Annotated in this window: 22 protein-coding genes; 7 read left to right on the forward strand and 15 right to left on the reverse strand. The window is 71.2% G+C overall.

Going from position 1 to position 19,493, the window contains the following annotated elements:
• Positions 1-47: 47 nt before the first annotated feature.
• Both NBT67_RS14935 and NBT67_RS14940 read right to left on the reverse strand, forming a co-directional pair.
• On the reverse strand, positions 48-518 hold the full coding sequence (locus NBT67_RS14935; RefSeq protein ID WP_251342557.1) for a PIN domain-containing protein: 471 nt from the start codon (positions 516-518) through the stop codon (positions 48-50).
• Positions 515-766, reverse strand: a complete 252-nt coding sequence (locus NBT67_RS14940; RefSeq protein WP_251342558.1) for a hypothetical protein — start codon at positions 764-766, stop codon at positions 515-517. Before NBT67_RS14940 ends, NBT67_RS14935 begins: the two co-directional genes overlap by 4 nt.
• A 280-nt stretch (positions 767-1,046) precedes the next feature.
• Here NBT67_RS14940 and NBT67_RS14945 point away from each other — a divergent pair, with 280 nt between their 5' ends.
• Complete coding sequence (locus NBT67_RS14945; RefSeq protein WP_251342559.1) at positions 1,047-1,988, forward strand: ArsA family ATPase; 942 nt, start codon at positions 1,047-1,049, stop codon at positions 1,986-1,988.
• Here NBT67_RS14945 and NBT67_RS14950 read toward each other — a convergent pair.
• From NBT67_RS14950 to NBT67_RS14975, 6 genes are all read right to left on the reverse strand, one after another.
• Positions 1,985-2,989 carry a deoxyhypusine synthase gene (locus NBT67_RS14950; protein ID WP_251342560.1) on the reverse strand — a complete coding sequence of 335 codons (1,005 nt, stop codon included), beginning with the start codon at positions 2,987-2,989 and terminating at the stop codon, positions 1,985-1,987. The two genes, NBT67_RS14945 and NBT67_RS14950, sit on opposite strands and share 4 nt — an antisense overlap.
• Before the next feature lie 62 nt (positions 2,990-3,051).
• On the reverse strand, positions 3,052-3,810 hold the full coding sequence (locus NBT67_RS14955; RefSeq protein ID WP_251342561.1) for a Nif3-like dinuclear metal center hexameric protein: 759 nt from the start codon (positions 3,808-3,810) through the stop codon (positions 3,052-3,054).
• Between the two features lie 31 nt (positions 3,811-3,841).
• On the reverse strand, positions 3,842-4,687 hold the full coding sequence (speB, locus tag NBT67_RS14960; RefSeq protein ID WP_251342562.1) for an agmatinase: 846 nt from the start codon (positions 4,685-4,687) through the stop codon (positions 3,842-3,844).
• Between the two features lie 73 nt (positions 4,688-4,760).
• Positions 4,761-5,138, reverse strand: a complete 378-nt coding sequence (locus NBT67_RS14965) for a translation initiation factor IF-5A (protein WP_251342563.1) — start codon at positions 5,136-5,138, stop codon at positions 4,761-4,763.
• A 74-nt stretch (positions 5,139-5,212) separates the two neighbouring features.
• Complete coding sequence (locus NBT67_RS14970; RefSeq protein WP_251342564.1) at positions 5,213-6,886, reverse strand: ABC1 kinase family protein; 1,674 nt, start codon at positions 6,884-6,886, stop codon at positions 5,213-5,215.
• Between the two features lie 6 nt (positions 6,887-6,892).
• Positions 6,893-7,249, reverse strand: coding sequence for an Hsp20/alpha crystallin family protein (locus NBT67_RS14975; protein WP_251342565.1), 357 nt, complete (start codon positions 7,247-7,249; stop codon positions 6,893-6,895).
• A gap of 114 nt (positions 7,250-7,363) precedes the next feature.
• Here NBT67_RS14975 and NBT67_RS14980 point away from each other — a divergent pair, with 114 nt between their 5' ends.
• The 3 genes from NBT67_RS14980 (at position 7,364) to NBT67_RS14990 (ending at position 11,216) form a co-directional block, all read left to right on the forward strand.
• Entirely contained in the window at positions 7,364-8,584 is a 1,221-nt protein-coding gene (locus NBT67_RS14980) for a molybdopterin molybdotransferase MoeA (RefSeq protein ID WP_251342566.1), read from the forward strand.
• The gene (locus NBT67_RS14985) at positions 8,581-10,464 is read left to right on the forward strand and encodes a molybdopterin biosynthesis protein (RefSeq protein ID WP_251342567.1); all 1,884 of its coding nucleotides are present in this window, start codon (positions 8,581-8,583) and stop codon (positions 10,462-10,464) included. Before NBT67_RS14980 ends, NBT67_RS14985 begins: the two co-directional genes overlap by 4 nt.
• Positions 10,465-10,544: 80 nt before the next feature.
• Positions 10,545-11,216, forward strand: a complete 672-nt coding sequence (locus NBT67_RS14990) for a HalOD1 output domain-containing protein (RefSeq protein WP_251342568.1) — start codon at positions 10,545-10,547, stop codon at positions 11,214-11,216.
• A gap of 24 nt (positions 11,217-11,240) precedes the next feature.
• On the opposite strand, the gene NBT67_RS14995 is transcribed toward NBT67_RS14990, so the two are convergent.
• From NBT67_RS14995 to hemA, 4 genes are all read right to left on the reverse strand, one after another.
• The gene (locus NBT67_RS14995) at positions 11,241-11,891 is read right to left on the reverse strand and encodes an HAD family hydrolase (protein ID WP_251342569.1); all 651 of its coding nucleotides are present in this window, start codon (positions 11,889-11,891) and stop codon (positions 11,241-11,243) included.
• A gap of 82 nt (positions 11,892-11,973) precedes the next feature.
• The gene (gene lwrS, locus NBT67_RS15000; RefSeq protein WP_251342570.1) at positions 11,974-12,333 is read right to left on the reverse strand and encodes an LWR-salt protein; all 360 of its coding nucleotides are present in this window, start codon (positions 12,331-12,333) and stop codon (positions 11,974-11,976) included.
• Positions 12,334-12,609, reverse strand: coding sequence for a 4a-hydroxytetrahydrobiopterin dehydratase (locus tag NBT67_RS15005; protein ID WP_251342571.1), 276 nt, complete (start codon positions 12,607-12,609; stop codon positions 12,334-12,336).
• 42 nt (positions 12,610-12,651) lie between these two features.
• Complete coding sequence (hemA, locus tag NBT67_RS15010) at positions 12,652-13,986, reverse strand: glutamyl-tRNA reductase (RefSeq protein WP_251342572.1); 1,335 nt, start codon at positions 13,984-13,986, stop codon at positions 12,652-12,654.
• A 285-nt stretch (positions 13,987-14,271) separates the two neighbouring features.
• On the opposite strand from hemA, the gene NBT67_RS15015 reads away from it, so the two are divergent.
• On the forward strand, positions 14,272-14,997 hold the full coding sequence (locus NBT67_RS15015; protein ID WP_251342573.1) for a rhodanese-like domain-containing protein: 726 nt from the start codon (positions 14,272-14,274) through the stop codon (positions 14,995-14,997).
• Here NBT67_RS15015 and NBT67_RS15020 read toward each other — a convergent pair.
• A complete protein-coding gene (locus tag NBT67_RS15020; RefSeq protein WP_251342574.1) occupies positions 14,994-15,401 on the reverse strand; it encodes a DUF5778 family protein in 408 nt (135 codons plus the stop codon). The two genes, NBT67_RS15015 and NBT67_RS15020, sit on opposite strands and share 4 nt — an antisense overlap.
• A 41-nt stretch (positions 15,402-15,442) precedes the next feature.
• A complete protein-coding gene (locus NBT67_RS15025; protein ID WP_251342575.1) occupies positions 15,443-15,856 on the reverse strand; it encodes an Lrp/AsnC family transcriptional regulator in 414 nt (137 codons plus the stop codon).
• A gap of 97 nt (positions 15,857-15,953) precedes the next feature.
• Here NBT67_RS15025 and carA point away from each other — a divergent pair, with 97 nt between their 5' ends.
• Positions 15,954-17,021 (forward strand): glutamine-hydrolyzing carbamoyl-phosphate synthase small subunit, encoded by a 1,068-nt coding sequence (gene carA, locus NBT67_RS15030; protein WP_251342576.1) that lies wholly within the window; start codon positions 15,954-15,956, stop codon positions 17,019-17,021.
• 134 nt (positions 17,022-17,155) lie between these two features.
• On the opposite strand, the gene NBT67_RS15035 is transcribed toward carA, so the two are convergent.
• A complete protein-coding gene (locus NBT67_RS15035; protein WP_251342577.1) occupies positions 17,156-18,490 on the reverse strand; it encodes an MFS transporter in 1,335 nt (444 codons plus the stop codon).
• 98 nt (positions 18,491-18,588) lie between these two features.
• On the opposite strand from NBT67_RS15035, the gene NBT67_RS15040 reads away from it, so the two are divergent.
• Positions 18,589-19,473, forward strand: coding sequence for a homoserine kinase (locus NBT67_RS15040; RefSeq protein WP_251342578.1), 885 nt, complete (start codon positions 18,589-18,591; stop codon positions 19,471-19,473).
• Positions 19,474-19,493 lie beyond the last annotated feature (20 nt).

Raw genomic sequence — 19,493 nt, forward strand, 5'->3', positions numbered from 1 at the left:
CTCCATAGTGACTGTGTTTAGCACGCCTGTAGAGCTCGCTCGCTCCGTTACTGCTCGTCCAGCATCCGGATGCCGCGCTCCACGACTGCCTCGGTCACGAAGAGACTCGTCTCACGCTGGAGTGCTCGCATACGCGATGCCGCTTCGTCTCTGTCGAGCAATCCGCGGCCGTACCCGAGCGCGATGACGCCGATAGAACCGTGTACTTCGACGCCCGCGTCGGATGCTGCCTCTCGGGCGGCGAGGTCGTCGGTTAGGAGAACACCTCCCCGCTCTTCAGCGACCGCAATCGCGGCGCGTTCTCCAGCGTCCAGTTCCTCAGTTCCGACTCGGCTTTCGTCGGCTTCGACGAGTTCGTACGAGAGGTCGGCCAATCGGTCCGGAACACCACCGGCGTCGACCTCCTCGTAAACCGTCTCTGGGACGAGGAGTGTGTCGAACGTCGAGAGCAGTTCCAGCGAATCGATTTCGGCGAGGTGAATGAGCGGTCCTGCGTCCGAGACAGCCGCAAGCGTCACGCGTTCAGACCCCAGTCGACGTCTTCCTCGACGACCTCACGCTCTCGCTCCGCTCGCTCGACTTTCGTCCGACCGACACGTTCGATTGCTTCCTCGCGGTCGAGTTCGCCGTCGAGGTACCGCGCGAGAACGAGGTCCTCCCACAGGTCTTCGAGACCACGTTCGAGCGCCCGCTCGAATACTTCGGACTCCGGAAGACCGCGGGCTTCGGCGATTTCTCGAACCCGCCCGGAGATCTCGGCGGTCATATCGTATGATTGCTCGGCAGCGTTCTTAAATCCGTGTCTGCCTGCCCGGCGTAGATCTGACCGGGGCCTATGTCTACCGTGGCCATATCCAAGTTCCCTCAGAGACGGCTTCGACCGTCAGAAATGGCGGCCTCGGCACTCATAGGGCTCGTCGCCGCCGGGTGCCACCCCGACTCGGAGCGGTGCGCTCGTCATCGGCCGTTCGACGCTCCGTACCCGAGGCCCAAACGGGTTTCCCTCCACCCACGCCTTTGTATCGCCCTGGCCCGTACCGGGGTTCATGACCGACGACGCGAGCGACGTCGTCCTCTACGGCGGGAAGGGCGGCGTCGGGAAGACGACCTGTGCGGCGGCCCACGGCCTCGCGCTCGCCCGGTCGGGCGTCGAGACGCTCGTCGTGTCGACGGACCCGGCCCACTCGCTCGGCGACGCCTTCGGCCGCGACCTGGGTGCCGACCCGACCGAAATCGAGGGGTCGCTCTCGGCGCTGGAGGTCGACCCCGAAACCGGGCAGGACGCCTACCGGGGCGTCGTCGAGGCGCTCGCCGCCGAGTTTCGCGACGCCGGCCTCCGACTCGACGACGGTGACCTCGAACGCCTGTTCGAGGCGGGACTCATTCCGGGGGGCGACGAGGTAGCGGCCCTGGAGTACGTCGCCCGCTACGCCGACGCCGACTACGAGACGGTCGTCTTCGACACGGCGCCGACGGGGCACACGCTCCGCCTGCTTGACCTGCCGGCCGTGCTCTCCGAGACGCTGGGCGTCGCGGGCGACGTGCAGCGGCGGGTGCGGCGGACCGCCCGCGCGGCACGGAGCGTGGTCCTCGGCCCGGCCGCCTACTGGGGTGGCGGTGACGACGAGGACGCCGTGACGGCCCTCCGCGACCGGGTCGCCCGCGTGGGGGCGCTCCTCCGCGATCCCGACCGCACCCGGTTCCGGGTCGTTCTCACGCCGGAGCGGATGGCCATCGCGGAGACCGAACGGCTGGTCGCCCGTCTCCGGGAGGCCGCGGTGCCGGTCGACGCACTCGTCGTCAATCGGCTCTTTGCGAACCCCGAGAACTGCGACTGCGACCGGTGTCGACGGGACGAGTGCCGACACGCCGAGCGCCTCGCGGCCGTCGAGGCGGACTTCGATCACCCCGTCAGGCGCGTGCCGGAACTGGACGCCGAGGCCGAGGGTCTCGACGCCCTCGGAGCGGTCGGCGAGTCGCTCGTCTAGTCCAGTCGGTCCCGCGCCGCGGCGACGAGCAGCGGCAGGGTGATCGTGGCGTCGCCGAGGACGGTGACGTTCTGCGCGGACTTCTCCAACTTCCCCCAGGACCGCGCCTCGTCGAGGGTCGCCCCGGAGAGGCCGCCGGTCGAGGCGGGGTCGGTCGTGAGCTGGACGCCGTAGTCGTACGCCTCCGGCACCGTGAGCATCGTCTGCAGGACGAAGTTCTTGGGCACGCCGCCGCCGACGACGGTGGCGCCGGTCCGCTCGGCGTCGAACGCCACGTCGGTGACGTTCGTCAGGTCGGCGAGGGCGTCCAGCGTGAACTCCGAGACCTGCGAGTGCATCCACGCCTGGATGCCGAGCACGGAGTCCTGGATCGCGGGGACGAAGACGGGCACGTCGTTCTCGTAGGCCGCGGCGGCGATGCCGGCGTCCTCGTCGACGTCGGCGTTGGCCGCGGCGTTCGCGCGGCCGAGTTCCCGCGTGAACTCGCTGATGGCGACCGGCCCCTCGAACGCCGGGAAGACGTGCTCGCGGAGGTGGTTCTCGAACAGCGTGAAGTGTTCCTGCGGGAGGTAGACGTTGTAGATGCGGTCGACGCCCTCGTCGCGCAGCCGTTCGTCGTGGTCGCGCTCCTGCCCCTCCGGCCCGGTTCGGCCGTGGTGGTGTTTGCCGCCGATGGCCTCGATGCTGTCGTGGGTGAGGTTCGCGCCCGTCGTGACGAGGACGTCGATGTGGCCGTCACGGATCAGGTCGGTCACCACCTGCCGCATTCCGCCGGGCACCATCGCGCCCGCGAGGCCGAAGAAGTTGGTCACGTCGTCGCGAGCCAGCATCTCGGCGTAGACGTCCACCGCACGCCCCATCTTCGCCGCGCCGATGCCCGCCTTGCCGTACTCCGCCGCGAGGTCGCCGGCGGTCATGCCCGCCCGCACCGCGGCGTGGCCGATGGGGTCCTCGTGGAACTCCTCGCGTGGCACCTCGCCGTCGGCGTCGTCGTCGGTCATTACTCCCTATCCGCGTCCGAGCGGTTTCAACGGCGCGATCCGTCGCGGACTCGCCGCCGCGCTCAGAGCCCCGTCGGATGCTCGACGTACGTCGTCTCGACGCCCCACTCCTCGATCAGGTCGCCCAGTCGTCGGACGCCGAACGTCTCGGTGGCGTAGTGGCCCGCGAGGAAGACGTTCAGCCCCCGGTCCCGGGCCTCGTGGTAGGCCTGCTGTTTCCCCTCGCCCGTCACCAGCGCGTCGAGGCCGGCGGCGGCCGCCTCCTCGATCCAGTCGGCGCCGCTCCCGGTGACGATGCCGACGTCCGTGATCTCCTCGGGGCCGAAGCCGAGGACCCGCGTCTCGGTGTCGAGTTCCCGGTCCAGCAGGGCAGCCAGGTCGTCGACGGCGTAGGGGTCGGCCGCCCGTCCCCGCGTCCCGACGACTTCGGGGCCGTGGCTCCCGAACGGGGCGCGGTCGTCGAGTCCCAGCACGTCGGCGACGCCGGCGGCGTTGCCGAGTTCCTGGTGGCCGTCGAGGGGGAGATGCGAGACGTACAGCGCCACGTCGTTCCGGACGAGCGGTTCGATCCGGTCGTAGTGGAGGCCGGTGAGTCGGTCGAACCCGCCCCACGCGAGGCCGTGGTGGACGAGCAGGGCGTCGGCGTCGCGCTCGACCGCCGCCTCGATCGTCGCCTCGGCGGCGTCGACGGCGAGGGCCACGCGCTCGATTTCCCCCTCCCGGCGGCCGACCTGTAGGCCGTTCGCGCTCGCGTCCACGTCGGCGTAGTCGTCGGTGCGGAGCCGTTCGTCCAGTCGGTCGACGAACTCGCTGCGGTCCATACCGACCCGTCGGCCGGCGGGGAGTTGTAAGCTACGGGCTCGCGGCGTCGGCGTGTGCGAAGACGAAGTCCCGGAGGAGCGCCCCGGCGAGCGTCGCGGCCTGCCCGTCGTCGCGGTCGTTCACCTCGACGACGTCGGCGCCGTCGGCGCGGGGGGCGATCGCCCGGACGACGCCACGGATCTCGCGGGCCGACAGCCCGCCGGGTTCCATCGTTCCCGTTCCCGGTGCGACGGCCGGATCGGCGGCGTCGACGTCGACGCTGAGGTAGGTCGTCGCCGAGTCGAGGTCGGCCGCCGCGGCCATCGCCTCGCGGACGGCGTCGGCGCCGCGCTCCGCCACGGCGTCGGGATCGACGACGGTCACGTCCCCCTCGCTCGCCCGCCGCCACTCGCGTTCGCTCCCGGCGCGGACGCCGACGATCACCGCGTGTTCCGCGACGTCGAGCGCCCGTCGCGTCACCGTGGCGTGACTCCAGGGGTCGCCGTCGAACTCGCGTCTGAGGTCGAGGTGGGCGTCGAGACAGACGAACAGGTCCGGGGAGACGGCGCGGACGCCGGCGACGGTGACGGTGTGTTCGCCCCCGAGGAGGAGTGGCGTGGCGCCGTCGGCGAGGGCGTCCGACAGTTCGCCCGCGAGGAAGTCGACGTACTCGGCGGCGTCGGTCCAGGCGTGGAGGTCGCCCGCGTCGTGAACGCCGAGTTCGGAGAAGTGTCGGTCGGTGTGGTGGTCGTAGTCCTCGAACGAGTCGGCGAAGCGCCGGATCCGGTCGGGACCGAACCGGGTGCCGGGCTGGAACGTCGTGGAGATATCGAGCGGTGCGCCGACGACGACGTAGGCGGCGTCCGCGCGGTCGGCGGTCGCCCCTGGGAACGTCATACTGGTGGCCGTAACCCGCTCCCGGCGGGTCGCCGCGACGCTCCGGCGACTCGCCCGTGGTTCACGGCTCCCATTAGCCAACGATCTTCCGCTGGCCCTCGTACTCCAGATACTCGATCTCGTCGTCCGGCGACAGGTCCTCGCCCTCGGGGATCCGCATCGTGAACGTCTCGTAGGTGTCGAGGTCCATGATCTGGGCGTCGTCGCCGGAGACGGAGACGACCTGTCCGCCCTTCCGCTCGACGATGGGGACCCACACCTTCGCGTCGACCGGCTGGCTGAGCGAGCGCTTCTTCCCGTCGAAGACGCCCTTGCCCTCGATGCGAGCCTTGGCGCTGCCGTGTTTACCGGGTTTGGCCGTGCTGTACCCGTTGATCTTGCACGGGGAATCGTCCATCATCACGTAGCTCCCCTCCTGCAGTTCTCGCACCTGCTTTTGCTCTCTCGCCATACGGACGGATAACGGAAGCCGGTGTATAAACGGTTTGGAAAGCCCTGCGGGCGGGTACTCGCGGCGGCGACGCCCTACTCGTCGCGGCGGCGACGCATCTCCTGTCTGGTGAACTGCGGCCGTGCGCGCACGCCCCGCTTTCGCCGGAGCGAGCGATAGAGCAGGAGGCCGATCGGGAGCGTGACGACCCCCGCGACGACGGCCGCCTCCGGCGCCTCGTTGAAGGAGTAGAGGATGGCCGTCGAGAGCACGCCCACCGCGGCCAGGATGCTGTAGGCGATCCGTTTCGCCAGCCGATCCAGCACGTCGTGTTCGTCGTCGAGTTGCACCTGGACCGTCAGGTCGTCGCGCTGGACCCGGTCGAGCACGTCGTCGAGTTTCGGGGGGACGGTCACCAGCGAGCGGGCGGTCTCCTCCAGTTGGTCGCCCGCCGACTCCACGGCCTGCCGGACCCCCTCCTCGCGATACCCCCGTTCGGTGAGGTAGTCGGTCGCGACGGCGATGAAGTCGAAGTCGGGGTCGAGAGTGACACACACCCCCTCGACGACCGTCGCGACCCGCAGGATGAGCGCGAAGTTCCGCGGCAGGCGCAGCGGGAACTCGTAGATGGTGTCCTCGACCTGCTGGATGACCTGCTGGACGCGGTACTGTTCGAGGTCCTCGCCGCGCACGTCCGCGATGGCGAGCTCCATCACCTGTCCCATCACCTCGCGGTCGGCGGTGGGGCTGAGCGTCCCCATCTCGACCATCGCGTCGAGGATGCCGTCGATGTCCTGGTTGGCGACCGCGATGTAGAACTCCACGATCTTCTCCTGGAAGAACGCGTCGACGGTCCCGCTCATGCCGAAATCGTAGAAGATGATCGAGCCGTCCTCGGCGACCGACAGGTTGCCGGGATGGGGGTCGGCGTGGAAGACGCCGTCCTCGATGATCATCTGGAGGTAGATGCGCTGGAGGCTCTCGGCGAGGTCGCTCCGGTCGTGTCCCCGCTCGTCGAGGCGCTCCACGTCGCTGATCTTGACGCCGTCGATGTACTCCATGACGAGGACGCGCTCGCCGGAGAGTTCGTCGACCGCGTCCGGGATGCGGATGCGGTCGTTGTCGCGGAAGTTGTCGCGGATCTCGGTCAGCATGCGGCGCTCCCGCGAGTAGTCCATCTCCTCTCTGATCGTGTTGGAGAACTCGTCGGCGAGGTTCGACACCGAGAAGCTCCGGGCCTCGTCGGTAAAGCGGAGGAGGAGCGGCAGGAGCCACTTGATCGCGCGGAGGTCCGCCTCGACGAGGTCCTCGATGCCGGGGCGGCGCACCTTGATCGCCACCTGCTCGCCCTCGTAGGTGGCGCGGTACACCTGCCCGAGGCTGGCGCCGCTGATGGCCTCGCGGTCGAAGTCGTCGAACACCTCGTCGACCGGCCCCACGTCCGCCGCCAGCACCGGCCGGGTCTCCGCCCACGGCGCCGGCGGCACGTCGTCCTGGAGTTTGGTCAGGACGTCGATGTAGGCGGGCGGGAGGATGTCGGGCCGGGTCGACAGCAACTGTCCGAGCTTGATGAACGTCGGGCCGAGGGTGAGCAGCGAGTCGAGCAGGCGGTCGGCGCGCTCCCGCTGGGTCTCGACGCCGACGCTGCGCCGACCGCCGAACAGCAGGTACTTCCGGCGGTCCCGGGCGTACGCGACGATCAGCGGGAGGAACTGGTGGATGACGCGGACGAAGCGCCAGTACGCACGGAGGTTGACCAGCGTAACCACCCGGGCTTACGCGTCCTCGATGGGGATGGACTGCTCCGGCGCGGCCTCGTATTTCGGCAGGTGGAGTTCGAGGACGCCCCGCTCCATCTCCCCCTCGGCGCCCGCCCCCGTCGCGTCCGGCGGCAGCGGAAGTTCCGCGTCCAGAAACAGCGGCCGGTCCTCGCGCACGTAGTCGAACGACTCGGGGAGCGCCTTCTCCCGTCGTGCCTCGATGTGCAGCCGCCCCTTCTCGATCCGGATGTCGACCGTCTCCGCGGTCGCGCCGGGAAGATCGACGACCAGCAGGTACGCGTCCTCGCTCTCGAGCAGATCCGCGAACACTGCCTCGGGGAGGTCCCGAAGCGCGTCCCGCAGTGCTGACATGGGACGGAATAAGGAACGGGGATCGAAAAAGGCCGCGGTGTGTGTGTGACGGGACCGCATCCCCTCGCCACCGGCCGGCTACGGGTTTTTGTATCCCCGAACGCAAGGACGGGTATGAGCCACGACGACCTCGAACGCGCGGGATTCAAGGACCGAACCCGCGTCGCCGAGGCCTTAGAGACCGTGCTCGCGTCGGTCTCGGGCCACGACCGAACCGACCGGGTGGCGCTCGGCCGGGCCGACGGCCGCACGCTCGCCGAGACGGTGACCGCGCCGGCGCCCGTCCCGGGCTACGACCGCGCGGCGATGGACGGCTACGCCGTCCGCGCGGAGGACACCTTCGGCGCCAGCGACCGGTCCCCGACGGTCCTCCGCGAGGGCGACGGCGCCGTCGCCCCGGGCGAGGCCGTCCGCGTCCACACCGGCAGCGACCTGCCCGACGGCGCCGACGCCGTCGTGATGATCGAGCGGACGGAACTCGTCGGCGACGAGGTGGAGGTGTTCGACGCCGTCGCCGAGGGCGAGAACGTCGGCGACGTCGGCGAGGACGTCGCCGAGGGCGAGACGCTCTACGAACCCGGCCACCGGATCCGCCCCTCCGACCTCGGCCTCCTGAAGTCCGTCGGCGTCGAACGGGTCGAGGTGTACGACCCGCCGACGGTCGGCGTGATTCCGACGGGCGAGGAACTCGTCCAGCGGGACCCCGACCCGGGCGAGGTGATCGAGACGAACGGCCTCACCGTCTCCCGACTGGCCGACCGCTGGGGGGCGATCCCCACCTACCGGAACGTCGTCGACGACGACCCCAACGCCATCCGCGCCGCGATCCAGCGCGACCTGGCGAAAGACGTCGTCGTCACCACCGGCGGGTCGTCGGTCGGCGAGCGCGACTACACGCCCGAGGTGGTCGACGACCTGGGCGAGGTGCTCGTCCACGGCGTCGCCCTCAAACCCGGACACCCGGTCGCCCTCGGCGTCGTCGAGGACACGCCCGTGATCATGCTCCCGGGCTACCCCGTCGCCTGCATCGTCAACGCCGTTCAGTTCCTCCGCCCCGTCCTCAAGACCGTCGGCAACATGCCCGTCCCCGACCACCCGACCGTCGAGGCCGAACTGTCACGGAAGGTGTCGAGCGAACCCGGCACCCGGACCTTCGCCCGGGTGCGCCTGACCGAGAGCGAGGACGGAACCGTCGCCGAACCCACCCGCGCCAGCGGGTCGGGCGTCCTCTCCAGCGTCGCCCTCGCGGACGGCTGGGTCGTCGTCCCCGAGGGTCGGGAGGGGTACGACGCCGGGGAGACCGTCGCGGTCGAGAACTGGGAGTGGTCGGCGTGAGCGACCGCCGACAGTTCCGCGACCTCGAATCGCCGGCGGCCGCCCGCGAGGCCATCGGGAACCTCGACCTGACGCCGGCCCCCGAGACGGTCCCGCTCGACGAGGCGCGGGGGCGCGTCCTCGCCGAGCGGATCGACGCCGAACTCGACGTGCCGGGGTTCGACCGCGCGAGCGTCGACGGCTACGCCGTCCGCGCCCGCGACACCTTCGGTGCCGACGAGGCCGACCCGGTCGTCCTCGATCGGATCGGCACCGTCCACGCCGGCGTCGAACCGGACGTGGCGGTGCGGGAGGGGACCTGTGCCGAGATCTCGACCGGCGCGGTGATGCCCCCCGGCGCCGACGCCGTCGTGATGGTCGAGCGCACGGACGAGGTCGCGGACGGGATCGCAATGCGCACCTCGGTCGCGCCGGGCGACCGCGTGATGGTCGCCGGCGCCGACGTCGCCGCCGGGTCGCGGGCGCTCGGTCCGGGGACCCTCCTCACGCCCCGCGAGATCGGCCTGCTGTCCGCGCTCGGCGTCGACGAGGTGCCCGTCCGCGGGACCCCCACGGTCGGCATCGTCTCGACGGGCGACGAACTCGTCCGGCCTGGCGGGGACCTCCGCAGCGAGGCCGGCCAGATCTACGACGTCAACTCCTACACCATCGCCGCGGGCGTCGAGGAGGCGGGCGGCGAGGCCGTCCTCTACCCCCACGCCGGCGACGACTACGACGAGATGGAGCGCCTGCTGGTCGAGGCCGCCGAGGAGTGCGACCTCGTCCTCTCCTCGGGGTCGACCTCCGCCAGCGCCGTCGACGTGATCTACCGCGTCATCGAGTCGGAGGGGGAGCTCCTCCTGCACGGCGTGTCGGTCAAGCCGGGCAAGCCCATGCTCGTCGGCCGGCTGGAGGACTCGGCGTACGTCGGCCTCCCCGGCTACCCCGTCTCCGCGCTCACCATCTTCCGTACCTTCGTCGCCCCGGCGATCCGGTCGGCCGCCGGCCTCCCCGACCCGCAAACGGCGACCGTCGAGGGCCGCATGGCCGTCCGCGAGCGCTACGGCGAGGGACGGACCCGGCTCATGCCCGTCGGCCTCGTGGAGACCGACGACGGCACGCTCGTCTACCCCGTCGACAAGGGGAGCGGCGCGACGACGAGCCTCGTCGAGGCCGACGGCGTCGTCGAGGTGGACGCCGACACCGACTACCTCGCCGAGGGCGAGACGGTGACGGTGCAACTGTTCTCGCCGGACGTGCGCCCTCCCACCCTGCTCGGCGTCGGCGAGGACGACCCCGCGCTCTCGCGCCTGCTCGACCGGATCGAGCGCCCCCGCTATCTCGACGTGGGGAGCCGACAGGGGCGGCGGCGCCTGCGTGACGGCGTGCCCGACGTCGCCGTCGTCTCCGGACCCTCGGATCGCGACGTCGACGCCGTCGACCTGGGCGGCTGGACCCGCGAGTGGGGGCTCGTCGTCCCCGCCGGAAACCCCCGGGACGTGGCGGGGCTCGCGGACCTGATCGACCGCGACCTGCGCTTCGTCAACCGGGCGACCGACTCCGGACTCCGGGCCAGCCTCGACGCCGAACTCGACCGCTTGGCCGACGACCGCGGCGTCGACCGCTCCGACATCACCGACGCCGTCGACGGCTACGACCTGACGGTCAAGGGCTTCGAGAGCCCGGCGCGGAAGGTGCTCGCGGGCGCGGCCGACGCCGGTCTGGGCCTCCGAGCGACGGCCGACGCGCTCGATTGCGGGTTCGTCCCCCTCGGCACCGAGTCCGTGCGCGTCCTCGCGAACCCCGAGCGGACCGGGAAGGCGGGCGTCCGGGCGCTCGACCGGGCGCTCGACTCGGCTCTCGACGACGCCGTCGCCGAGCTCGACGGGGTCGACAGCTGACGACCCCACCGCGTTCGTGTCGGCCGATACCCCGATAATGTGGCCGGGGCTATATGTGTGCCGACGGCCAACTGCGGGGCGTGTCCGCCCGTCCGACCGTCCTCCACGTCGACGACGACCGAACGATGCTCGACCTGTCGAGCGACTGGGCCAGCGACGAGGGGCTGACGTGGCTGACGGCGTCCGACCCCGCCGCCGCGCTCACGCTCCTGTCCGACAACGACGTCGACTGCCTCGTCAGCGACTCGCTTCGCACCCCCGACGGCGACTCGTTCGTCGACCGGGCGACCGACGCCGATCCGGACCTGCCCGTGGTGCTGTTCACCGCCACCGACCGCGACGCGGTCGCTCCCGACACCCGCCGGGTGGCCTCGGGGTACGTCCGGAAGGGGACGACCGACCAGTTCTCCGCGCTCCTCGAACGCGTCTCGGCGCTCGTCGCCGACCAGCCGTCGGGTCACTCCGCGGCCGACGGGGGCGACGACTGGGAACTCGTCGGCCACCACGACTGGGACGGCGCCGGGACCGACCTCGCGACGACCATCGTCACCGCCGTCGAGGAGCACACCGAACGGGACGTGTCGACGGCGGCGCCGCTGTACGAGAGCATCGACGCCGAGATTCTGGAGTCGCTCCTCCGCCGTCCGGAGGGCGAGCCACGAACCGGGATCCGGGTTCGCTTCCCCTTCGCCGGCCACGAACTCGCGGTGGCCAGCGACGGGCGGATCCTGCTGCGGTCGGCGACGGCATAGCGGACGGCTCCTGCTGCCGGCCGCTCAGGCGACGGGCCGACTGAGCCCGCGCAGTTCCCTGATGCTCTCGATCCGCCGATCGCAGAGGATACAGTGGCCGCGCCGCCCGTGGCCGTGTCGTTCGATGTGGATCGCGTCCAGGTCGACGTTCCAGGCGGCCCCGACGTCGACCGCGCTGTCGCCGACCAGCGCGCCGCCGTCCGCGGCGGTGGCTCCGAGGCCCCCCATCGCCGTTCGCACCGGATCGGGGTTCGGCTTCATCCCGACGTCCGGGGAACAGCAGACGACCGTCTCGAACCAGTCGCGGATGTCGAGGTGGTCCAGGACGACCCCCGTGACCGGCTCCGGACAGTGCGTCACGATGCCGAGCGGTCCGTCGTAGTCGCTCAGGAGGGCGGCGTCGTCGTAGAGGTACGTCGCCTCCGCTCGCGCCCGGGGATCGTCCACCTCGTCGAACACCTCCCAGAACCGCTCGACGCTCACGCCCGCCGACTCGCGGAGCCGCCGTCGCTCGTCGCCGATCCCGTGCCACAGGGCGTAGGCGGTCTCGTCGGAGAATCGGTGACCGAGACGGTCGCCGACCTCGTCGAACGTCCCTCGCACGTACGTCCAGTCCACGTCCACGAGCGTCCCGTCGAGGTCGAACAGCCAGAAGTCGTAGGCGGTGTCGACCATTCGCCTCCCCGTACGCGCGGCCGGAACAAGTGTGTTCCGCCCGCGCCGTCGGGCCGTCTCCGTCGCGGGTCGGCCGTCCCGATCAGTCGGTCACGCGGACGGAGCTACCCAGGTGTGCGTGCAGGACCTCGCGCGGCGGGTCGTCGAACGCCGGGTCGTCCGCGACGGCCGCCCGGAGGGCGTCGAGGTACGCCTCGTCGGTTCGGAGTTCGCTGAACGTCACGTCCGTGACGGGCACCGAGAGCCAGTCCTCGGCCAGGTCGCGGAGGTGTCCCTCGTCGCTCACCTCGCCGCGCCACAGCGCGTCGCGGAAGAACAGCCAGCCTTCGGTCCCGGGGTCGGCGGCGGGGCTGGTGACCACCGTCTCGAACGTGTCCGGGTCGGCCGTCACGTCCGTCGGATCGAGGCGGAACGTCACCCGGAAGACGTAGGCGGCGTCCATCTATCGCTCGGCGTCGAACAGGCCCGCGAGACGGAGGTCGGTGTCGGTGATCCCGCCCGCCTCGTGGCTGGTCAGTCGCACCTCCACCTCGTCGTATCGGATCGTGATCTCGGGGTGGTGGAACTCCTCGTCGGCCACCTCCGCGACCCGGGTGGCGAAGGTGACGCCGTCGAGGTAGTCGTCGAAGGGGTAGACGCGGACGATCTCGTCACCGTCTCGCTCCCAACTGTCCGGAAGCTGTCGGTCGATCTCGTCGTCGTCGAGCCGGTTCGGCATGTCTCACCGTCCGCCCGGCCGAGGAATAACGATTGGGGTGGCCTACTCCTCGCGCAGGCCGTCGAGGACGTGCTGGGGGATGTCCTCGTCCATCCCCTCGCGGGGCGTCTCGGCGCTGGGCGGCGCCGAGCGGTCGCCGCCGAACTCGGGGTCGAACAGGCCGAGGGCGGTCTGGATGGTCGTCCAGTCGTCCTCGGCGGCGGCGTCCCGGAGGCTCTCGGTCGGCGCGGCGAGCAACTGGCCGACGAGCGCGTCGGCCAACGAGGCGACCGTCTCGCGTTGCTCGTCGGTCAACCCGCCCTGGGACTCCAGCCGCGACAGCGCGGTGTGGAGTTCCCGCTCCTTGACCATCTCGGCGCTCTCGTACATCGCGCTGATGGCCTCGTCGGCCTGTCGTCGCTTGAACGAGTCGATCAGGCGGTCGAACTCCTCGTCGATCATCCGCTCGACCGTCTCGGCGGCCTCCCGACGCCGCTCCCGCGTCTCGTCGGTGATGGCCTCCAGCGAGTCGATGTCGAAGGCCTCGACGCCGTCGACGTCGGCGACCGCCGGGTCGACGTCGCGCGGCTGCGCGAGGTCGATGACGAGCGTCTCCCCGGCGTCGGCGAGCGCCGAGCGGTCGAGGACGTACCTCGGACTGTCGGTGGCGGTGACGAGGACGTCGGCCCGCTCGGCGGCGGCGGCCGCCCGGTCGAGGCCGACGCCCGTCGCCGCCGTCTCCACCTCCTCGGCGAGGTGGGTGGCGTGGGGTATCGTCCGGTTGGCGACCACGAGTTCCGACACGCCCGTGTCGTCGAACGCCTGGGCCGCCAGCCGACCCATCTCGCCGGCGCCGACGACCAGGGCCGTCGTCCCGTCCAGGTCGCGCTCGCGGGTCGCGAGTTCGACCGCCGCGCTCCCCAGCGACACCACGCCCTCGTTGATCGTCGTCTCGGTTCGCGCCCGCTCGCCGACGTGCAGGGCCTTCGTGATCGCCGGATCGAGGACCGGACCGATGCCGCCGACGCCCCGGGCCGTCTCGAACGCCGTACGGAGCTGGCCGATGATCTGGTCCTCGCCGAGGACGAGCGACTCCAGCCCCGCCGCGACGCGCATCAGGTGACGGAGGCTGGCCTCGTGGTCCAGTTCCCTGACGGCGCCGTCGCGAACCTCGGGCGCGAACGCCGCGAGGGCGGCGCGCCCGGCCGCCGCGTCCTCCGTCACGACGTACGCCTCGGCGCGGTTGCAGGTCTGGAGCGCGAACGCCTCGTCGACGCCGTCGCTCGCCAGCAGGTCGCGGACGGCGGTCGACTCGTCGTCGTCGGCTGCGGACTCGATCTCGTCGACCGTCGCACGCCGGTGGGACACCGTCACCCCGCTGATGACGCCCGTCGTCACAGGTGCTCACCTCGGGACTCGCGGATCATTCGATTCGATTCGCATCACGGTTTGCGCGCGTCCTACCTAAACTCTTCCAATGACGCCGCCGCTCCCGCGCCGGCGTCGGGGTCCGGTTCGGGGGTCGCCCCGGCGTCGTCGCCCCCGACGCCGACGACCGGATCCGTTGCATACGCCACCCTCCGCGATACGGCGTCTTAAACGTCCCGTCGTCTCCCGGTCGCTGAAAATCCCCCGTGTCGGCCGTCGGAAGGCTCATGCGCGTCCGTTCCTTACGCCGTGTCGATGACCGTCTCTCGACGAACCCTCCTCGCGACCGCGGGCGTGGCCCTCGGGGGCGTCGCCGGCTGTCTCGGCGGCGGTGGCGGCGGCAGTGCCGAGAACCTCGACGGCTACGAGTCCACGACGACCGACGGCCAGTCCGTGCCGCTCGCCCCCCTGAGCGACGTTCACGAGTGGTACGAATCGGACCGCGCCCGCTTCGCCGACGCGCGCTCGCGGGCCGCGTACCGGCAGTCACACATCGAGGGCGCGGTGTGGAGCCCCGCGCGCTACGGACAGGAGACCGACGACCCCGTGGCCGACTGGTCCGCGGACACGCTCGTCGTCACCTACTGTGGCTGTCCGCACCACCTCTCCTCGATGCGCGCGGCGGCGCTCATCCAGGCGGGCTACGAGCGGGTGGCCGCCATCGACGAGGGGTTCTGGGCGTGGCAGGACGCGGGCTATCCGGTCGCCGGCGGTGCGCCGAACCTGGAGCCGGCCCTCCACGTCGTCGAGGGGCGGACCGACCCCGACTTCGCCGGCGAGTGGGCGTGGGCTCGACACGACCCCTCCGGCCAGCGCGAGGTCACGCCCATCGCCGACGACGGCTCCTACGCGCTGAACGTCCGCTTCGCCGGCGTGGCGCCGACCGACTCGATCAGGCTCACCACGCCCGGGTACGAACTGTCGGCACCCCTCGGATCGCTCGCCGGGGGCGTCGTCGGCGCCGACGGCCGTCTCGCCTAGGCGTCGTCCTCCAGCACGACGCTCGTCACCTCGTACCCGCGGTCGCGGATGTCCGCCACCAGCGCCTCCTGGTCCACGTCCGCCTCGTAGTAGAACACGATGTCGAAGGTGCCGTCCCGGAGGAGCTGCTGGCACTCCCAGACGAACGCGTCGTCGTCGACGGTCAGGCCCTGGAACTGGTTCGAGGAGAAGTCCGTGTCGTCGTTGCCGGCGTAGATGTACGTCTCGCCCTTGCCGGCGTGGGCGGCGATGACCTCGTTGAGGTCGACCGTGAGTTCGTGCATCTCCAGGTCCTCCGACCCCGTGAGGTCGGTGTGGACGATGGCGCCCGCGAGGTCGATGTCGCCGGGCTCCAGGAGCGCCTTCGTCCGCCGGTAGAGGTCGTCGTCGACTGCGTCGCTCATGGGTCGGAGTGCGCGGGCCACGGTGTTACCCGTGACGGTTTTCATCCCAGCCGCTCGTCCAGGATCAGCCGCGTCTTCGTGTTCTGCACCTCGTCCAAGTCCCGCGCCTTCGTGATGAGTTCGTTGACGGCGCGCGTGTCCGCGGCGTCGACCACCATGACGATGTCCTTCTCGCCGGACACCTGCCAGACGAAGTCCACCTCGTCCCACTCCGCCATCCGGTCGGAGACGCCGGTGGTGTCGACGTCCACCGCGACGGACACCTCGATCATCGCCTTTACGTTGCCGGTGCGCGTCGCCACGGTGAACCGCTCGATCACCCCCTCGTCGATCAGTCGCTCGACGCGGTTGCGGACCGTCCCCTCGGAGGTGCCCACCCGATCCGCGATCTCGGTGTAGGGGGTCCGCGAATCCCGTCGGAGGATCGACAGAATCCGGCGGTCCAGTTCGTCCATACGGCGCCTTGTGCTGGGGCCCCCTTACCGATTACGAATTTCGTAACTCAGCTTCGAAAGCAAGGCTTATTGCGGGGACGTCCCTGTGTTTCTCGTAATGTCGGACGCCTACCTTGCCCTGGAGGACGGCCGCGTCGTCGAAGCGCGTGGCCGCGTTCCGGGTCGGACGCGTGGCGAACTGGTCTTCACGACCGCGTACACCGGATACGAGGAGAGCCTGACCGATCCCTCCTACGAGGAGCAGGTCCTCACCTTCTCGTACCCGCTCATCGGCAACTACGGCGTCCGAGAGGAGCGATTCGAGTCCGACCGGGTCCACCCGCGTGCCGCCATCGCCCGCGAGTTCACCGAGGAGGTCGTCGAGTGGCTGGACGAGGAGGACACCCCAGCCATCGACCACCTCGACACCCGTGACCTCGTCACCTCCATCCGCGAGGAGGGGGCGATGAAGTGTGGCATCGCGGTCGGCCCCGACGCGACCCCCGAGGACGCGAAGGCGGAACTCGACGCCTGCAAGGGCATGAGCGAGCACACGGACATCGGCGCGCAGGTCAGCGTCGACGACCCCGTCGTCTACGAGGGCGGGTCGGCCGCGACGGTAGCCCTGATCGACTGCGGCGCCAAGGGCTCGATCACCGAGTCCCTGCTGGAGCGGGACGCCACCGTTCACGTCCTGCCCTACGACGCCACCCCCGCGGACGTCGCGGCCGTCGACCCGGACCTCCTGTTCGTCTCGAACGGTCCCGGCGACCCCGAGAACTTCGGGGCCGCCGAGGCGCTGGTCGACGAGTACCTCGGCGACCTGCCCATCGCGGGCATCTGCCTCGGGCAGCAGGTGGTCGCCAACGCCCTCGGCGGCAGCACCGAGAAGATGTCCTTCGGCCACCGAGGCGTCAACCAGCCGGTCCGCGACCTGGAGTCCGGCCGCGTCGTCATGACCACCCAGAACCACGGCTACACCGTCGGCGACCCGGGCGACCGCCTGAACGTGACGCAGGTGAACGTCAACGACGGCACCGCGGAGGGCCTCGAAAACGAGGACCTCGGCGTCATCACCCGTCAGTACCACCCCGAGGCCAACCCCGGCCCGCACGACTCGCTCGACTTCTTCGACGACGTGCTCGACCTGGTGTCGACGGACGCGCCCGTCGCCACCTCGGACTAGGCGCCGTCTCCGACTTCTCGCCGCGCCCGTCGCCACCTCGGACTAGGCGCCGTCTCCGACTTCTCGCCGCGCCCGTCGCCACCTCGGACTAGGCGCCGTCTCCGACTTCTCGCCGCGCCCGTCGCCACCTCGGACTAGGCGCCGTCTCCGACTTCTCGCCGCGCCACCCCGACCAGCAATCCGATCACCGGCAGGACGACCGCCGCCCCCGCGACGAACGGCGACCAGTAGGCGAGCGCGTACAGCGCGGCCGCGACGGGCGGGCCGACGGTGCGACCCAGGCTCCCCGCCCCCTGCGTGACGCCGAAGGCGGTCCCCTGCCGGTCGGCGCCCGACCCCGCCGACACCAGCGCCGCCAGCGACGGGTTCAGGAGGCCGTTGCCGAGCGAGAGCACGGCGAGCACGGCGAGCAGCGCCACCACCTCGCGGGTGAGCCACGCCGGCCCGCCCGGCGCGGGGAGGGCGGCCCCGAGGTCCGGCGCGAACGGGAGGGCGGCGAGGGCGACGAGCAGTAGCGCCGCGCCGCCGACGGCCAGCCGTGCCGACCCGACCCGCTCGGCGAGGCGGCCGACCAGCACCCCCTGGTTGAGCGCGCCGAGGACGCCGACGTACGTGAGTAAGAGGGCGGCGGCGGAGGCGTCGAACCGGTAGGCCGGCGCGTCGGCGACGAAGGGAATGAACATCACCTGTACGCCCGCGAAGGCGACGGAGACGAGGAAGAAGGCGAGGACGAGGCCACGGAGCGCCGGGTCGCGAAGCGCCGTCGCGAACGACCCGACGAGCGTCGTCCGCTCGGCGGCCGCCCGGTGGCGGTCGGGTTCCTCCAGGGCGACCAGCGCGACGGCGAGCGCGGCGAGGCTCATCGCCGCCGCGCCGAACGCCGGGAGGGAGAACCGACTCGCCGGAATCGGGAGGGTCGACGCCGCCCGCACCGCCCGCTCGCTCGCCAGCGCGCCGCCGATGGCGGGGCCGAAGATGAACCCGAGGCTGAACGAGGCGCCGACGAGGCCCAGCGCGCTCGCCCGCCGCTCCGGCGGCGTCACGTCCGCGACGTAGGCCTGCGCGGCGGCGATGTTGCCCCCCATCGCCCCGGCGAGCGCCCGCGCGACGAAGAGCGTGGCGACGCCGACGGCGGCCCCGCGGGCGTCGCCGGCCAGGTCCGCGAGGCCGAAGACGGTCCACGCGACGACGCTCCCGGCGAGCGAGAGGACGACCACCGGCCGCCGCCCCCAGCGGTCGGAGTACCGACCGAGGACGGGCGCGGCGAGAAACTGCGTCAGGGAGTACGTCGCCGCCAGCAGGCCGATGAAGACGTCGCCGACGCCGAAGCTCCGGACGTAGTAGGGGAGGATCGGGATGACGACCCCGAAGCCGACCAGGTCCAGAAAGACGACGAACACCACGGTGGCGACGCCCCGCCGGGGACGCTCGACGACCGGCCGTGCCGTCGCGCCGCCGGGGACACCCATACCGAAGGACCGCGGGCGGCTCCCTAAAAGCTCCCGTCGACGTGGGGCGGGTGTCGACCTTCGGCAGGTTTTTGACCCGACTCGCGCAACTCCGTTGCATGATTACGGTCAGGGCTCCCGCGACGAGTGCGAACCTCGGCAGCGGGTTCGACGTGTTCGGCGCGGCCCTCGACCGACCGGCGGACGTCGTTCGCGTCGAGAAGGCCGACCGGACGACAATCGACGTGACGGGCTACGGGAGCGAGTTCATCCCCGAGGACCCCGAGAACAACACCGTCGGGGCAGTCGCCGAGGCGCTCGACGCCCCGGCGCACATCCGCATCGACAAGGGGATCCGTCCCTCCTCGGGGCTCGGCTCCTCGGGCGCCAGCGCCGCGGCGGCGGCGCTCGCCCTGAACGAACTGTACGACCGCGGCCTCACGCGCGAGGAACTCGTCCCCATCGCGGGGAAAGGCGAGGCCACCGTCTCCGGCGAGGTCCACCTCGACAACGTGGCGCCCGCCCTGCTGGGAGGGTTCACCGTCGCCACGGGCCGGGACGTGACGACCGTCGACGCCGACATTCCGCTCGTCGCCTGCCTCCCCGAAATCGCCATCTCGACGCGCGACGCCCGCGACGTGGTGCCCGCGGGGGCGACGATGGAGCAACTCGTCTACACCGTCGGCCGGGCGGCGACGCTGACGACGGGCATGTGTCGGAACGACCCCCGCCTCGTCGGCAAGGGGATGCACGACCGCCTCGTCACGCCCGCCCGGGCCGACCTCATCTCGGGGTACGACGAGGTGCGCGAGGCCGCCCTCGACGCCGGCGCCACCGGCGTCACCGTCAGCGGCGCCGGCCCCGGCGTCCTCGCGGCGTGTTACCCCGAGGACCGCCGGTCGATCGCGGCCGCGATGGTCGAGGGGTTCGCCGAGGTCGGGGTCGACTCCCGGGCCTACCAGACCGAGATCGGCCGCGGCGCGACGCTGTACCCCGACACGTAGGCCGCCCGCCGCTCGCCACA

This window comes from Haloplanus sp. GDY1, from assembly GCF_023703775.1.
In the GTDB taxonomy this organism is placed as follows: domain Archaea; phylum Halobacteriota; class Halobacteria; order Halobacteriales; family Haloferacaceae; genus Haloplanus; species Haloplanus halophilus.

Bases quoted from the DNA above. Each gene is read 5' to 3' on its own strand.
- lwrS (WP_251342570.1), bottom strand. From the start codon at position 12,333: ATGGACGCCGCCTACGTCTTCCGGGTGACGTTCCGCCTCGATCCGACG.
- NBT67_RS15005 (WP_251342571.1), bottom strand. From the start codon at position 12,609: ATGCCGAACCGGCTCGACGACGACGAGATCGACCGACAGCTTCCGGAC.
- NBT67_RS14950 (WP_251342560.1), bottom strand. From the start codon at position 2,989: ATGACCGACGACGACGCCGACGGCGAGGTGCCACGCGAGGAGTTCCAC.
- NBT67_RS14995 (WP_251342569.1), bottom strand. From the start codon at position 11,891: ATGGTCGACACCGCCTACGACTTCTGGCTGTTCGACCTCGACGGGACG.
- speB (WP_251342562.1), bottom strand. From the start codon at position 4,687: ATGACGTTCCCAGGGGCGACCGCCGACCGCGCGGACGCCGCCTACGTC.
- NBT67_RS14945 (WP_251342559.1), top strand. From the start codon at position 1,047: ATGACCGACGACGCGAGCGACGTCGTCCTCTACGGCGGGAAGGGCGGC.
- NBT67_RS15035 (WP_251342577.1), bottom strand. From the start codon at position 18,490: ATGGGTGTCCCCGGCGGCGCGACGGCACGGCCGGTCGTCGAGCGTCCC.
- NBT67_RS14940 (WP_251342558.1), bottom strand. From the start codon at position 766: ATGACCGCCGAGATCTCCGGGCGGGTTCGAGAAATCGCCGAAGCCCGC.
- NBT67_RS15025 (WP_251342575.1), bottom strand. From the start codon at position 15,856: ATGGACGAACTGGACCGCCGGATTCTGTCGATCCTCCGACGGGATTCG.
- NBT67_RS15020 (WP_251342574.1), bottom strand. From the start codon at position 15,401: ATGAGCGACGCAGTCGACGACGACCTCTACCGGCGGACGAAGGCGCTC.
- NBT67_RS14955 (WP_251342561.1), bottom strand. From the start codon at position 3,810: ATGGACCGCAGCGAGTTCGTCGACCGACTGGACGAACGGCTCCGCACC.
- NBT67_RS14975 (WP_251342565.1), bottom strand. From the start codon at position 7,249: ATGTCAGCACTGCGGGACGCGCTTCGGGACCTCCCCGAGGCAGTGTTC.
- NBT67_RS14965 (WP_251342563.1), bottom strand. From the start codon at position 5,138: ATGGCGAGAGAGCAAAAGCAGGTGCGAGAACTGCAGGAGGGGAGCTAC.
- NBT67_RS14980 (WP_251342566.1), top strand. From the start codon at position 7,364: ATGAGCCACGACGACCTCGAACGCGCGGGATTCAAGGACCGAACCCGC.
- carA (WP_251342576.1), top strand. From the start codon at position 15,954: ATGTCGGACGCCTACCTTGCCCTGGAGGACGGCCGCGTCGTCGAAGCG.
- NBT67_RS15015 (WP_251342573.1), top strand. From the start codon at position 14,272: ATGACCGTCTCTCGACGAACCCTCCTCGCGACCGCGGGCGTGGCCCTC.
- NBT67_RS15040 (WP_251342578.1), top strand. From the start codon at position 18,589: ATGATTACGGTCAGGGCTCCCGCGACGAGTGCGAACCTCGGCAGCGGG.